This window comes from Oxalicibacterium flavum, assembly GCF_014635065.1.
In the GTDB taxonomy this organism is placed as follows: Bacteria; Pseudomonadota; Gammaproteobacteria; order Burkholderiales; family Burkholderiaceae_D; genus Oxalicibacterium; species Oxalicibacterium flavum.
This window is the reverse complement of sequence record NZ_BMCG01000002.1, coordinates 221,791-235,053: the sequence shown is the minus strand read 5'-3', so window position 1 is coordinate 235,053 and position 13,263 is coordinate 221,791. Positions and strand designations below refer to the sequence as shown.

Sequence of the window (13,263 nt, the reverse complement as noted above, 5' to 3'; positions counted from 1 at the left end):
ATGTCTCCTTGTGCCCGGTCCGATGATTCGCGAGGCCGGGCGTCATGAAGCGAAAGGGGACAGGCCGGCGGCGCCCCATGCGTCAGCAGCCTGTCTGCCGCAGCGAATCAGTGGCTGATCATCCACGGTCGCTTGGCGGGAAACGACTTGTTGCCGTTGGGCGCCACCGCTGTCGCCTTCGCCTTTGCGCCGCCGGAACAGCAACTGCAACCGCTCGGATGCGCCTTGGGCACGTAGGACTTGGAACTCACGGGTTCGTGCGAGGCGCGTTCGTTGGTGCTCATGGCAAGGCGCTGCCGGTCGGACATCACCGCCAGTCGCGGTGCGCCGATCAGCACGCGCTCGCATGCCGTGCCGCACTGCGGGCAGACGGCCGGCGCATCGCGCTGTGCCATGCTGCGCAAGGACTCGAACGGCCCGCACTGGTCGCAGGCATAGTCGTAGGTAGGCATGATGGCTCTCCTAGCGGTCCGGCGAGATCGGCATGTCGATGCCCTTGAACTTCTGCACCACCGGGCCGGCCGCGCTCGGATTGATGTCGAAGTCGAAGATCTGCGTCGGCAGCCACAGCGTGGCGCACGAGTTCGGAATATCGACCACGCCGCTGATGTGACCCTGCACCGGTGCCGTGCCGAGAATCGAATACGCCTGCGCACCGCTGTAACCGAACTTCTTCAGGTACTCGATCGCGTTCAGGCAGGCCTGGCGATAGGCGACGTTGACGTCCAGATAGTGCTGTTTGCCTTGCTCGTCCACCGAGATGCCTTCGAAGATCAGGTAGTCGTTGTAGTGCGGCGTGATCGGGCTCGGCTTGAAGATCGGGTTCTTGATGCCGTAGGTCGCCATGCCGCCCTTGATGACGGACACGCGCATGTGCACCCAGCCGGCCATCTCGATGGCGCCGCAGAAGGTGATCTCGCCATCGCCCTGGCTGAAGTGCAGGTCACCGACCGACAGCCCGGCGCCTTTTACATACACCGGGAAGAAGATGCGCGAACCGCGCGACAGGTCCTTGATGTCGCAGTTGCCGCCGTGTTCGCGCGGCGGCACGGTACGCGCGCCTTCGGCGGCTGCCTTGTCGCGCGCGGCGCCTTGCAGCTTGCCCATGTGCGCGGTTTTTTCGAAGGGCGGATTGGCCAGTGGCGGCACGCGGTTCGGTTCGGTCGCGATCAGGCCGGTCTCGCGCTTGTTCCATTCGGCCAGCAGCTTGTGGTCGGGCAGGCAGCCGATCAGTCCCGGATGGATCAGGCCCGCGTATTCGACGCCTGGCACGTGGCGCGACGAGGTGAACATGCCCTTGAAGTCCCAGATCGACTTCTGCGCCTCGGGAAAGTGATCGGTCAGGAAGCCGCCGCCGTTCTTCTTCGAGAAGAAGCCGTTGAAGCCCCACATCGATTCGTCCTTGGCGCCGATGTCGAGCAGGTCGACCACCAGCAGGTCGCCGGGTTCGGCGGTTTCCACGCCGACCGGACCGCTCAGGTAGTGCACGGTGGTCAGATCGACGTCGCGCACGTCGTCGGCGCTGTCGTTGTTCTGGATGTAGCCGCCGGTCCAGTCGTAGGTTTCGAGGATGAAGTCGTCGCCGGGCTTGACCCAGGTCGCCATCGGAATGTCGGGATGCCAGCGGTTGTGGACGTTCTCGTTGCTGGTGGCGGGTTGGTCGAGATCGACCTTGATGAGTGTTTCGGCCATGATGCTTGTCTCCTCGCGTTGCGGGTGGATGATGAGCCGGCATGGCATCCGCGTTCCGGATGCGCTGTGCCGTGCGCTGAAAGTCCGACATCGATTGCTCCGGCGACAATCATGTGCCGATCGCGGCGGATGTTCCATACGTCAATTGACGTATATGGCGCGTCGCTTTCTTGCCAAGCAGTGGCAATTCGGTTAATTTTTCCTCGCAGGCAAGCACATCGAAGCGCACCGTTCCGCACGACGGCCCGGCCCGGTTCCTCCTCCTCGACAAGCCATGGCGCAACAAAAAATATTTCGCGTTCGCCGCGAATACAACCGCTGGGTCGCCAACGAATCGCTGGAGGACTATGCGTTGCGCTACGCGCCGCTCGGCTTTCGCAAATGGTCGGAATGGCGCGTCGGCAATACCGCGTTCGGCGCCGCCTCCTTTCTTGCGCTGGAAGCGATCGGCGGCGCCATCGCGATCAGCTACGGTTTTTCCAATGCCGTATGGGCGATCGCGATCGTCGCGCTCATCACCTTCATTACCGGACTGCCGATCAGCTATTACGCGGCGCGCTACGGCATCGACATGGACCTGCTGACGCGCGGCGCCGGCTTCGGCTACATGGGATCGACGCTGAGTTCGCTGATCTACGCCACCTTCACCATTATCTTCTTCGCGCTCGAGGCCGCGATCCTTGCGGTGGCGCTGCAGATGTGGATACCGTGGCCGCTCGGCGTCTGGTACATCATTTGTTCGCTGTTCATCGTGCCGCTGGTGGCGCGCGGCGTGACGCTGATCTCGCGCCTGCAGATGTGGAGCCAGCCGTTGTGGCTCCTGCTGCTGATCGCGCCCTATGCGGCAATCCTGTGGAAGCAGCCGCAGGCATATCGCGACTTCACCGAACTGGTCGGTGCAACTTCGCACAGCAGCGGCTTCGATCCGTTGATGTTCGGCATGGCAGCAACCGTTGCGTTCTCGCTGATCGCGCAGATCGGCGAGCAGGTCGATTTCCTGCGCTTTCTGCCCGAGCGCACGGCCGCCAACAAGTGGCGCTGGTGGACTGCGGTGGTGGTGGCCGGTCCCGGCTGGATCGTGCCCGGCGCGCTGAAGATGCTGGGCGGCGCCTTCCTCGCATTCTTGGTGATGGAGCATGGCGTGCCGGCGCTGCAGGCGATCGAACCGACGCGCATGTACCTGCTCGGTTTTTCCTACCTGTTCGACAGCCCGGCCTGGATACTCGCGGCGACGCTGCTGTTCGTGCTGGTGTCGCAGGTCAAGATCAACCTGACCAACGCCTATGCCGGTTCGCTGGCGTGGTCGAACTTCTTTGCGCGCCTCACGCATAGCCATCCGGGGCGCGTGGTGTGGCTGGTGTTCAATGCCTTGCTGGCGCTGCTGCTGATGCAGCTCGGCGTATTCGCCGCGCTCGAGAACGTGCTGGCGCTCTACAGCAACGTGGCGGTGGCCTGGGTCGGCGCGTTGTTCGCCGATCTGGTCATCAACAAGCCGCTCGGCCTGAGTCCCAAGGGCATCGAGTTCAAGCGTGCCCATCTGTACGACGTCAATCCGGTCGGACTGGCAACGCTGCTGATCGCCTCCATCGTCGGCATGACGGCCTTTTCCGGCATGGGCGGCCCCATCGCGGTGGCATTTTCGCCTTTTCTGACCCTCGGCACCGCCTGCGTGGTGTCGCCCTTGCTGGCCTGGCGCACGCGCGGGCGCTTCTATCTGGCACGGTCGCCGACGCCCGTCGCGGCACCGGGCGAACTGGTGTCGTGCAGCGTCTGCAGCAATGCCTTCGAATCGGAAGACATGGCGCGCTGTCCGGCCTATGGTGCGGCCATCTGCTCGCTGTGCTGCACGCTCGAATCGCGCTGCCACGACATGTGCAAGAAGCATTCGCGCGTGGCCGAGCAGTTGCAGCAAGGCCTGTCGCGGCTGCTGCCGGATTCGGTCGCGCACCTCGTCAACCGCCGCGTCGGCAATTATCTGGTGGTGGTCGCGGCCCTGTGCGCGGTCGGCTGCATTGCGCTCGGCATGCTCTACATGCACGAGATATCGGTGCCGCTGGCGCCGGAAGGGCGGGCATTGATCGACAGCCTGTTCCTGCGCATCGGCGCCGTGCTGCTGGTGCTGGTGGCGATCGCCGGCTGGTGGATCGTGCTCGGCAACGAAGGGCGGCACCTGGCGCAGGAAGACCTGAACCGCCAGAATGCCTTGCTGCTGCACGAGATCGAGGCGCATCAGCGTACCGATGCGGCGCTGCATCGCGCCAAGGAAGCCGCGGAAGCAGCCAACCAGGCCAAGAGCCGTTATGTGGCGGGCATGTCGCATGAACTGCGCTCGCCGCTGAACAGCATCCTCGGCTATACCCAGATCCTGCTCAAGCAGCACCACGGGGACGCGGGTTCGCGCGCGGCGATCCAGACCATGCAACGCAGCGGTGAACACTTGCTCGGGCTCGTTGACGAACTGCTCGATCTGGCGCGCATAGAAGCCGACCGCCTGCGGCTGGAGCCGAGCGCGGTCTGCCTGCGCGACTTCATCGACGAACTGCTGAGCATGGTACGGCCGCAGGCCGAGGCCAAGCGTCTGCAACTGCGCTACGAATGCCGCGATGTCCTGCCCGAATACATTCTCGCCGACGGCAAGCGCATGCGGCAGGTGCTGATCAATCTGCTGACCAATGCCGTGCGCTTCACGGACCGCGGCGTCGTCACGCTGCGGGTGGCGGCTGCCTCGGAAGCGATCCGCTTCACGGTGGCCGACACCGGCATCGGCATTGCCGCGCAGGATCGGGAACGCATCTTCCAGCCTTTTGAACGCGGCGCGACCGGCCGGCTGCGCGGCGAGCCGGGCGCGGGCCTGGGGCTGGCGATCACCAAGAAGCTGGTCAGGCTGATGGGCGGCACCATCGACGTCGCCAGCACGCAGGGCGAGGGAAGCACGTTCACCGTCACGCTGCCGTTCGAACGCGCGGATGCCTCGATGCCTGCCTCGTCGCCGCAACCGGTGGCCTATCGCGGATCGCGCCGCATGCTGCTGGTGGTGGACGACCAGCCGGTGCAGCGTCACATGCTGGCCGGCATGCTGCTGCCGCTCGGATTCGAGGTGCGCGAGGCGGCCAGCGGGCAGGAATGCCTCGACGCGCTGGGCGAGAGCATGCCGGATGCGATCCTGCTCGATATCGGCATGGACGGCATGGATGGCTGGCAAACCGCGGCACTGCTGCGACAGTGTCATGGCGCGACGCCGCCCATCATCATGGTGTCGGCCGACGTGTTCGGCAACGACGCCGGCAAGCTGCGCCGCTACGGCTGCCAGGGTTTCATCGCCAAGCCGGTGCTCGAATCGGAATTGCTGCAGATGCTGAAACAGGCACTGAATCTCGAATGGCACCATGGGGAAGAAGCGAGAGCGCTGCCAGTCGAGGTGGCCTTGCGTGAGCTGCGCTTTGCGGAAGACGACGTGCACGAACTGCTGCACCTGTGCCGCATCGGCCATGTCGGCGGGCTCAAGCGCGCCTTGCGCCGCATCGCGGAAGAAGAGCCGTCGGCACTGGCATCGTGCCGGCTGGCGGAATCGCTGCTGGAACGTTTCGAACTGGCGGCGCTGGAAGATGCACTGGAGGAGAACCAACGTGTCCACGCTGACGAATGACACATGGCGCACCGGCCCCGTGGTGCTGGTGGTTGATGACGTGCCCGGCAGTCTCGGCATGATCCACGAGACGCTCGAAAACGCGGGCTACACGGTGCTGGTTGCCGACGATGGGCAGACAGCCCTGCAGCGTCTGCAGAAGGTGGTGCCGGACGCGATCCTGATGGATGCGGTCATGCCGGGCATGTCCGGTTTCGAGGCATGCCGGCGCCTGAAGGCGGACCCGGCCTTGCGGCATATTCCGGTGATCTTCATGACGGGGCTCAGCGAGACTTCCGATGTGCTCGAAGGATTCGCCGCCGGCGGTGTCGATTACGTGGTCAAGCCGGTGCAGGCCGTCGAGGTGCTGGCGCGGCTGCGCACGCATATTGCCACCATGCAGTCGTTGCGCGCGGTGGAGCAGGTCATCGATGCGGAAGGGGCGGGGCTGCTGGTGCTCGGGCATGGTCGCCGCCTGATCTGGCAGTCTTCCTGCGCGGCGCGCCTGCTGAATGACGCGGGTATCGATCTGTCGGCGCGGGAACTGCCGCCGGCATGGCTACCCGCAGAAGCGGGGCAAAGCGTGCGGATTCCGGGCAAGGGCAATGACCTCGATCTGCGCCATCTCGCCGTATCGGCCAGGGGCGAGATCATGCTGCTGGTGTCCGTGCCCGATGCGCCGGTGCATATCGACGGCCTGGCGCGGCTGTCGCTCACGCCGCGCGAAACCGAGGTGCTGTGCTGGCTCGCCAAGGGCAAGACCAACCGCGATATCGGCGACATCCTGCAACTGAGCCCGCGTACCGTCAGCAAGCATCTCGAACACGTGTTCCAGAAGCTGGGCGTCGAAACGCGCTCGGCAGCGGCCGCCATGGCCACCAGCCTGCAACTGGACGAGACAGTGCACCGTCCTTGAAGACGGTGCCGTCATCATCCTTCTCCCAGAATGAACACCACGGCTTGCGCTGCGGTAGCGGCGATGAGCGCGGCAATGCCCACCCATTTTCTTCGGCGTCTGTTGCGTTGTACATGTTGCCGCGAACGCTTGAGGACTTCGTGTTTCACGAAGTGCCGGTTGCCACGGCTTCCGCCTCGGGCGCACGTACGTCGGCAATGCGGATCTTTTCCTGACGTCCGGTCGGCAGATCGACCTCGACGCAGGCGTTGATCTTGCGGCCGATGATCGCCAGTCCGATCGGCGTCAGCACGGAAATGCGTCCGGCTGCCGCATTGGCTTCCGACGGATGCACGAGCGTGACGCTGCTTTCCTGTCCGGTGGAAAAGAACGACAGCGTGACGACGGTGCCGAGCTGCACGATGTCCTTGCGCTTGGAGCCGGGCGGCACGCGGCTGGCGCCGGCGACGATGTCGCTGAGTTCGTCGGCGGCTTCGCTTTCGGCGCCGTCCAGGCGCAGCAGGTGTTCGGCAAGACGATAGAGGATGGCGGCATCATCCTGCGACAGGTAACGTTGGTCCTTCATGGCGGTATTACTCCCGGCCGGGCAACAATGCGTCGGCCAAATGACAAGTTCAGAAAACGGCGCTCAGGGCAGCCGGCGATCGATCAAGGCGGGGAGAAGGCTCGGGAGCAGGCGGGAAGAGTGCTTCCCTCGAAGATGCTCACCGAGCCAAAGAAAGGCAGGCGAGGCTCTTGGTGCTGGAAGGGGTGTGCGCGAAAGGCGCAACGGCCGGCATGCGGCCCGCGCGCGAAACCTGCAGGCGTGCGTCGTCCTGTCCCATCAGGGGACCGGCGCAGGCTGGCAGGAAACGGAGCGACAACATTGCGGATACGGTTTTTGAAGACACGAAAGCCTTGAGTATAGCCTCTGGCAGGATTCCGTCAACCTGTGCCCCGCCGCGATGCGCTGCGAGCGCGGTTACAATGGCCGGCCATGCAATTGCCACCGTACTCATGAGCACCGATCCGCGCACTCCCGTTCCCGCCGTCATTGCCGTCGTCCTGCGCGGCGACCATATCCTGCTCGTCTGTCGCAAGACGCCGCCCGATGCGGGCATGTGGGGATTTCCCGGCGGGAAGATGGAATTCGGCGAAACCATCGAACAGGCGGCCCTGCGCGAACTGCACGAGGAAACGGGGATCACGGCCGAAGCGGAAGGAGTTCTGACGGTGCTCGATTCGTTTCATCGCGATGACGATGGCGCGCTGACGCACCATTTCATCCTGCCGGCCATCGCATGTCGATGGATTTCCGGCGAACCGGTTGCGGCCGACGATGCCGCGAAGGCGGAATGGGTGCCGCTGGCCGAGTTGTGCAACGGCGAACGCGAACTGATCCTGGCAGTCGACACGGTGGCGGCGCTGGCGGTCGAAGCAGCACGCGAGCGCTGAGCCCGCAACAGGCAGGGAGGCTGGCGCCGAAGGATCAGCGTTTCGGCAGGATAACCTCGAATGTCACCAGGCCATCCGCGCAGCGCACATCGACGCTGCCGTCGTGTCCCTTGACGATCTCGTTGACGATGTACAAGCCCAGGCCGAGGCCGCCAGGATTTCCGCGATTGCGCGTCGAGGCCGGCTTGAACGGATCGAACAGGGAAGGCAGCAGCTCGGGATCGATGGCCGCGCCGTGGTTGACGACCATCAGCCGTACCGTTTGCGCATCGGCGCTGGCGCTCACCGTGATCGGCATGGCGTTGTCGCCATGATGGCGCGCATTGCTGAGCAGATTGGAGACGACCTGGCTGATCCGGTCCGCATCGATGTCGGCCGAACCCACGCCGTCGCATGCAAGCCGCACCTGCAGGCCGGGATGGGCGGTCGTGACCTCGCGAACCAGATCGTGCAGCAGCGGGCCGATCTCGGTGCTGCTGCGCGTGATGCCCAGGCCCAGACCGTTCTGGATGCGGCTGACGTCGAGCACTTCGGAAATCAGCCGCTTCATGCGTCCGCTGGAACTGGTGATGCGCTTGCCCAATGTCGAATTGGCGAGGTTCGTATCGGCGGCGCCTTGCCGCTCCAGCATTTGCGCCGCCATCATGATGGCCTGGAGCGGATCCCGGAGATCATGCCCCAGCGTGGCGAACAGCATGTCGCGCGCGCGTTCCGACAGCGTGCTCCTGGCCAGCGCGATATCCTGCAGATCGCCGCGGAACTGGGTGGCGATCTCCAGCTCGCTCGACAGCCATGCGTGGCTCTTGCCCTCGACATCCTGCTTCCACTCCGCGAACGATCCGCGCGGCGTGAGGCGGTCGCCGAGCGGACCGGTGGTGTAGGTCTTCTCGGGATTGCCGCCCCAGCGCACGCTTTCGATCTGCTCGCCGCGAAACCAGAATAGATAGCCGTTGCGTTCGCGATGGAAGCGCGCCGCCAGCAGGCCGGCGGTTGCGGCGCGTGACGATGCCAGAGCGGGCACGTCGCGCTCGATGGAATCGGTGGCGAAGATGTCCGCGGTGTCGTTCGTCTGCAGCCAGTCTATCCAGTCGAGTACCGCGCCTTCGTCCGGCGTCTCGCCGAACAGGACGACGCGGCCGTCTATGCAAGCCGCCGCGCCCTGGCAACCGACCAGATCGAGAAAACTGGGCTTGTCTTCGGACAGCGCATGCAGAAGATCGCCGGCCTGCGTGGTGCGTTCCGTGATGCGGATGCGCACTGCGGCAGAGCGCTCAATCGCGCGCGCATGATCCTGCGACAGCGTGCGCTCCACCAGCACGCTGACGATCTGCGCCAGCAACTGACAGGACATGCGCACCGCGCGCGGCACCAGATAGGGTGACATGTGATGGCAGGCGATCATGCCCCACAGCCGGTCGTTGACGACGATGGAAATGCTCATCGATGCCGATACGCCCATATTGGTCAGATATTCGACGTGAATCGGCGAGACGCTGCGCAATACGCTGCGGCTCAGATCGAGCGGTTTCTGCGTGAGCGGATTTTCCTGCGGGGCCAGCGGCACAGGCAGGTAGCCGATGTCCGCAATCAGGCGCAGCGGATTGAGGATGTACAAGCGGCGTGCCTGTACCGGAATATCGCCGGCCGGATAGCGTTGTCCGACAAAGGGCTCGAGATCGTCGCGGCGCCATTCCGCCACCACTTCGCCGCTGTCGTCGGGCAGAAAGCGGTAGGCCATCACGCGGTCAAAGCCGGTCAGTGTGCGGATTTCATCGACCGCGACCCGCAGCAGCTCATCGATGCTGGCCTGGCACTGGATGCGCGCGATCGCGCGTTGCGATGCCATGGCAAAAGTGTCCAGCGTGGCGCCGCCATCCTGCAGTTTCTCGAACTCGACCAGGACCAGTTCTTCGGAGCGGCTGAAGATGACGTCGAAGCGGCCATCGCGCAGCTCGGCGCCCAACATGTCATCGGGAATGCCGTCGCCCGCCAGTGCATCGGCAATCGCCGCGCGCATCGCTGGCGTCAGATGGGACGCTTCCAGCGTTTCGCCCATGGCCGGCAACGAACCCAGCATGGTGTCGGCATTCTCGCTGCGGACGGCCAGTGCGCCGTCGCGCGAAAATGCCAGCAACGCGCCGTGCGGCTGGATCGAACCCGGAATGTGGATGGGTTCGCGATCGCAGTTGGTCAGATCGACGGGTTGCCTGCTGCCGGTAAAGGAAATGGGCGTGATCATGCGGCTCCCCGTTGCATGAACCACGATTGCAGCGACAGGAAGGTCGCGCGTGCCGCATTCGCCGCGTCGCGCGCCGCCTCTTCCTCGACAAGGTACCGATTGACGCTCTGCATGAACTGGCGCCAGTTCGCGCCGCATGCCTCGCCATAGCCGGTCAGCCAGCGCGTCGGCCATGGCGCGAGCACGCTGCCGATGCGCCGCAACAGGACCTGCGAACCGAGTTGCGCGCCTTCCAGTACATAGGCGATGCCAAAGCGGCTCGCGGGCGAATCGAGGTCCAGGGTGCAGGGCGCAAGGGGCAGGGCGGCAATTTGTTCCTCGCTGAGGCCGGCACCGCGCAGATCGTTGAGCAGCCAGGCGCGTTTGCCATTGCGTTCCTGTGCCTGCAGCTCCGCAGGCCATTGCGCAGACCACAATGCATCTTCGAAGGGAGACAGCCAGCCCCACATTGCCTCGATGAACACGCGGTAGTCGTGTTTGCCGGCGTCAGGCTGCGCAATCTTCAGACGGTTCTCGAAGTCGGCATGGATATCCTGCGTGGCTTGTCGCAATCTGGTCAGGCCGGAAACTGGTTCGATCAAATAATCTCCAATGAAGCTGGAATCAAGGCAAAAGGCCGCTCCCGAACAGGAGCAGGAAAAGAAGACATTGGGCTGAATCGGCGGTGACGCCGTGGCCGTTTGCCGCAATCAGATATGCGGACCATTGTACGCGAGGCCTGACGGATACGGCGTGAAATAATGTCGGATGGTTGTTTCAGCGCACCAGTGCGGCCCACAGCAGCGACAAGCCCGAGCACAGCAGCAGTGCGTCGAGCAGGTGCTGGAAGGCGCGTTCGCTGAGACGCAGCATGACGACCTTGCCGGCAAAGGTGCCCGCCATGATCGAAGCGCCGACCAGCAGTCCCTTGAGAACGATGTCGAACGGCAACGCATCGGACTGACCAAAGATCGCCAGTTTGCTGATGTAAAGAAACAGGGAACTGGCCGCCTCCGTCGAAATGAAGGCGCCCTTGACTAGCCCGTAGGCGCTGAAGGCAGGCACGCTCAGCGGTCCGGTTGACAGCACGATGCCGGTCAGATAACCGATGATCGCGCCTGCAATCGACAATTGCCAGAGCCGCAGCCGAAAATCGTGCGCCCTGAGCCAGTGGCGTACCGGAATCATGATGATGAAGAATCCGCCCAGGCAGGTATTGATCAGGTTGTCGGGCAAGGCCAGCAAAGTGCGCGCGCCGAGTGCGGCGGCGGGAATGCCGGTGGCGGAATAGGCGGCAAAGGCGCGCCAGTCGATCAGCTTCCACCACGCCATGACGCGCGCAAGGTTCGCCATTACCGCCGCGATTGCCATGATCGGCACGGCTTCGATCGGGCCGAAGGTATAGACCAGCACCGGCAACAGCATGATGGACGAGCCGGTTCCGACCACGCCACTGACGACGCCGGCCGCCAGCCCGACCACAAGGACGAACAGATAACCGGTCATGGAAGAGGAGGAAGGGCAGGAGCCACGAAAAGCGCGAAAGCGGTGAGGAACGAGAAGAAAGCCATCTTAACGCAGTCCAGCAACCTCTGCCGGCGCTACACTGTCGCCATTGAACGGGAAAACATGAAAACCATCGTCGATAACAGAAAAGCCCTGCACGACTACGCCATCGAAGACCGCTACGAAGCAGGCCTCGTGCTGCAGGGCTGGGAAGTCAAGGCCATCCGCCAGGGGCGGGTGCAGTTGAAGGAAGCCTATGTCGTTGCACGCAATGACGAGCTCTTTCTGTTCGGCGCGCATGTGAGCGCCCTGACCAGCACCTCATCGTTCTCGCATCCGGAAGCGCGCCGCACGCGCAAGCTGCTGCTGCACGCACGCGAGATCGACAAGCTGGTCGGCAAGGTCAGGCAGGCCGGCTTCACCATGGTGCCGCTGAACCTGCACTGGGTGAAAGGCCGCGTCAAATGCGACATCGCACTGGCCAAGGGCAAGCGCGAATACGACAAGCGCAACGCCGAACGCGAGCGCGATTGGCAGCGCGAACAGCAGAAGATCATGAAGATCCACCGGCGCTGATACCGCGCCGGTTCGTCACGTCGCGTGCGCCGGCTTGCGCAGCATGAAGATCACCGCTGCCGCCAGCAGACACGCACCACCAGCCGCGTACAGCGCCGGGTTGTAGGTGAGCAGCCAGGTGCGCGTCAGGCCGGCACCGTAGGCGGCCACTGCCGAGCCGATCTGGTGCGCAGCAAAAATCCAGCCGAACACCATGCCCGCGCGCTCCTTGCCGAAGGTGGCACCTGCCAGCTTCACGGTGGGCGGCACGGTGGCGATCCAGTCCAGCCCGTAGAACATCGCGAACAGTGACAAGCCGTACAGCGTGAATTCGGAATGCGGCAGCCAGAACAGCGAGAGGCCGCGCAAGCCGTAGTACCAGAACAGCAGCTTGCGGTTGTCGTAGCGGTCCGACAGCCATCCCGACAGGATGGTGCCGACGAAGTCAAAGGCGCCCATCATCGCCAGCACGCTGGCCGCCGGCACTGCCGCCATGCCGTAGTCGCCGCACAGCGAGATGAAATGGGTCTGGATCAAGCCGCTGGTGCTGAGACCGCAGATGAAGAAGGTGCCGGCCAGAATCCAGAATGCGCGGTTGCGCGAGGCGCTGGCGAGAACGCGCAAGGGTTCCATCATCGTCATGCTGGCGGCCGTAGCAGGCGCCGGCGCTGGCGCATCCGGTGCGCCGCCATACGGGACCAGGCCGACGTCATGCGGCCGATCGCGCATGAACAGGAAAGCCAGCACGCAGACCAGCGCACAGGCAAAGAACACCGGCAGCATCGCCAAGCGCCAGCCATAATGTTCGATCAGCCAGGCGGCAAACGGCAGGAAGATCAACTGGCCGGTGGCCGAACTCGCGGTCAGGACGCCGATCACCAGGCCACGCCGCTTGTCGAACCAGCGGTTGGCGACCACGGCGCCGAGTACCAGCGCCGTCATGCCGGAACCGACGCCGAGCACCAGTCCCCACAGCACGAACAGATGCCAGAGTTGGCTCATCTGCGTCGAGAGAATCAGGCAGGCCGCGATCAGGGCCAGCGCAAGGCAGACCACCTTGCGCAACCCGAAGCGCTCCATGAAGATCGCCGCGAACGGGCCGATCAGGCCGAACAGCATGAAGCGGATCGCCAGCGCGGACGATATCTGATCGGTATTCCAGCCGAATTCACGACTCAGGGGTTGCAGCAGCGCTCCCGGCAGCCCGAGTGCGGCCGAAGAGGTCAGCATGGTCAGAAAGGTGATCGCAACGATCATCCACGAGAAATGCAGGCCTCTGCGATGCAGCCATGCCGAGAACGGTTGGGAAAACATGGG

General features: G+C 64.1%; 11 protein-coding genes. 4 read left to right on the top strand and 7 right to left on the bottom strand.

What is annotated here, in order from left to right; translation table 11 throughout:
- Positions 1-107: 107 nt before the first annotated feature.
- Positions 108-452: an FmdB family zinc ribbon protein gene (locus IEV38_RS04630; RefSeq protein WP_188395009.1), complete on the bottom strand. Its 345-nt coding sequence runs from the start codon at positions 450-452 to the stop codon at positions 108-110.
- Between the two features lie 10 nt (positions 453-462).
- A complete protein-coding gene (fmdA, locus tag IEV38_RS04625) occupies positions 463-1,692 on the bottom strand; it encodes a formamidase (RefSeq protein ID WP_188395008.1) in 1,230 nt (409 codons plus the stop codon).
- A 274-nt stretch (positions 1,693-1,966) separates the two neighbouring features.
- On the opposite strand from fmdA, the gene IEV38_RS04620 reads away from it, so the two are divergent.
- Together IEV38_RS04620 and IEV38_RS04615 are read left to right on the top strand one after the other, a co-directional pair.
- Positions 1,967-5,338, top strand: a complete 3,372-nt coding sequence (locus IEV38_RS04620) for a hybrid sensor histidine kinase/response regulator (protein ID WP_188395007.1) — start codon at positions 1,967-1,969, stop codon at positions 5,336-5,338.
- Entirely contained in the window at positions 5,298-6,233 is a 936-nt protein-coding gene (locus IEV38_RS04615; RefSeq protein WP_188395006.1) for a response regulator, read from the top strand. Before IEV38_RS04620 ends, IEV38_RS04615 begins: the two co-directional genes overlap by 41 nt.
- Positions 6,234-6,378: 145 nt before the next feature.
- Here IEV38_RS04615 and IEV38_RS04610 read toward each other — a convergent pair whose 3' ends face one another.
- Positions 6,379-6,798 carry a GreA/GreB family elongation factor gene (locus IEV38_RS04610; protein ID WP_188395005.1) on the bottom strand — a complete coding sequence of 140 codons (420 nt, stop codon included), beginning with the start codon at positions 6,796-6,798 and terminating at the stop codon, positions 6,379-6,381.
- A 431-nt stretch (positions 6,799-7,229) separates the two neighbouring features.
- On the opposite strand from IEV38_RS04610, the gene IEV38_RS04605 reads away from it, so the two are divergent.
- Positions 7,230-7,667 carry an NUDIX hydrolase gene (locus tag IEV38_RS04605; RefSeq protein WP_188395004.1) on the top strand — a complete coding sequence of 146 codons (438 nt, stop codon included), beginning with the start codon at positions 7,230-7,232 and terminating at the stop codon, positions 7,665-7,667.
- Between the two features lie 34 nt (positions 7,668-7,701).
- On the opposite strand, the gene IEV38_RS04600 is transcribed toward IEV38_RS04605, so the two are convergent.
- The 3 genes from IEV38_RS04600 to IEV38_RS04590 all read right to left on the bottom strand — a co-directional run bounded on the left by IEV38_RS04600 (position 7,702) and on the right by IEV38_RS04590 (position 11,391).
- Positions 7,702-9,906, bottom strand: a complete 2,205-nt coding sequence (locus tag IEV38_RS04600; RefSeq protein ID WP_188395003.1) for an ATP-binding protein — start codon at positions 9,904-9,906, stop codon at positions 7,702-7,704.
- Positions 9,903-10,487 carry a biliverdin-producing heme oxygenase gene (locus IEV38_RS04595; RefSeq protein WP_188395002.1) on the bottom strand — a complete coding sequence of 195 codons (585 nt, stop codon included), beginning with the start codon at positions 10,485-10,487 and terminating at the stop codon, positions 9,903-9,905. Before IEV38_RS04595 ends, IEV38_RS04600 begins: the two co-directional genes overlap by 4 nt.
- A gap of 175 nt (positions 10,488-10,662) precedes the next feature.
- Positions 10,663-11,391 carry a sulfite exporter TauE/SafE family protein gene (locus IEV38_RS04590; RefSeq protein WP_188395001.1) on the bottom strand — a complete coding sequence of 243 codons (729 nt, stop codon included), beginning with the start codon at positions 11,389-11,391 and terminating at the stop codon, positions 10,663-10,665.
- A gap of 123 nt (positions 11,392-11,514) precedes the next feature.
- Between IEV38_RS04590 and smpB the strand changes: the two genes are divergently transcribed.
- Positions 11,515-11,967: an SsrA-binding protein SmpB gene (gene smpB / locus IEV38_RS04585; protein ID WP_188395000.1), complete on the top strand. Its 453-nt coding sequence runs from the start codon at positions 11,515-11,517 to the stop codon at positions 11,965-11,967.
- A gap of 15 nt (positions 11,968-11,982) precedes the next feature.
- Here the strand turns inward: smpB and IEV38_RS04580 are convergent, their stop codons facing one another.
- Entirely contained in the window at positions 11,983-13,260 is a 1,278-nt protein-coding gene (locus IEV38_RS04580; RefSeq protein WP_188394999.1) for an MFS transporter, read from the bottom strand.
- Positions 13,261-13,263: the final 3 nt, after the last annotated feature.

Bases quoted from the DNA above. Each gene is read 5' to 3' on its own strand.
- IEV38_RS04630 (WP_188395009.1), bottom strand. From the start codon at position 452: ATGCCTACCTACGACTATGCCTGCGACCAGTGCGGGCCGTTCGAGTCC.
- fmdA (WP_188395008.1), bottom strand. From the start codon at position 1,692: ATGGCCGAAACACTCATCAAGGTCGATCTCGACCAACCCGCCACCAGC.
- IEV38_RS04620 (WP_188395007.1), top strand. From the start codon at position 1,967: ATGGCGCAACAAAAAATATTTCGCGTTCGCCGCGAATACAACCGCTGG.
- IEV38_RS04615 (WP_188395006.1), top strand. From the start codon at position 5,298: ATGCACTGGAGGAGAACCAACGTGTCCACGCTGACGAATGACACATGG.
- IEV38_RS04610 (WP_188395005.1), bottom strand. From the start codon at position 6,798: ATGAAGGACCAACGTTACCTGTCGCAGGATGATGCCGCCATCCTCTAT.
- IEV38_RS04605 (WP_188395004.1), top strand. From the start codon at position 7,230: ATGAGCACCGATCCGCGCACTCCCGTTCCCGCCGTCATTGCCGTCGTC.
- IEV38_RS04600 (WP_188395003.1), bottom strand. From the start codon at position 9,906: ATGATCACGCCCATTTCCTTTACCGGCAGCAGGCAACCCGTCGATCTG.
- IEV38_RS04590 (WP_188395001.1), bottom strand. From the start codon at position 11,391: ATGACCGGTTATCTGTTCGTCCTTGTGGTCGGGCTGGCGGCCGGCGTC.
- smpB (WP_188395000.1), top strand. From the start codon at position 11,515: ATGAAAACCATCGTCGATAACAGAAAAGCCCTGCACGACTACGCCATC.
- IEV38_RS04580 (WP_188394999.1), bottom strand. From the start codon at position 13,260: ATGTTTTCCCAACCGTTCTCGGCATGGCTGCATCGCAGAGGCCTGCAT.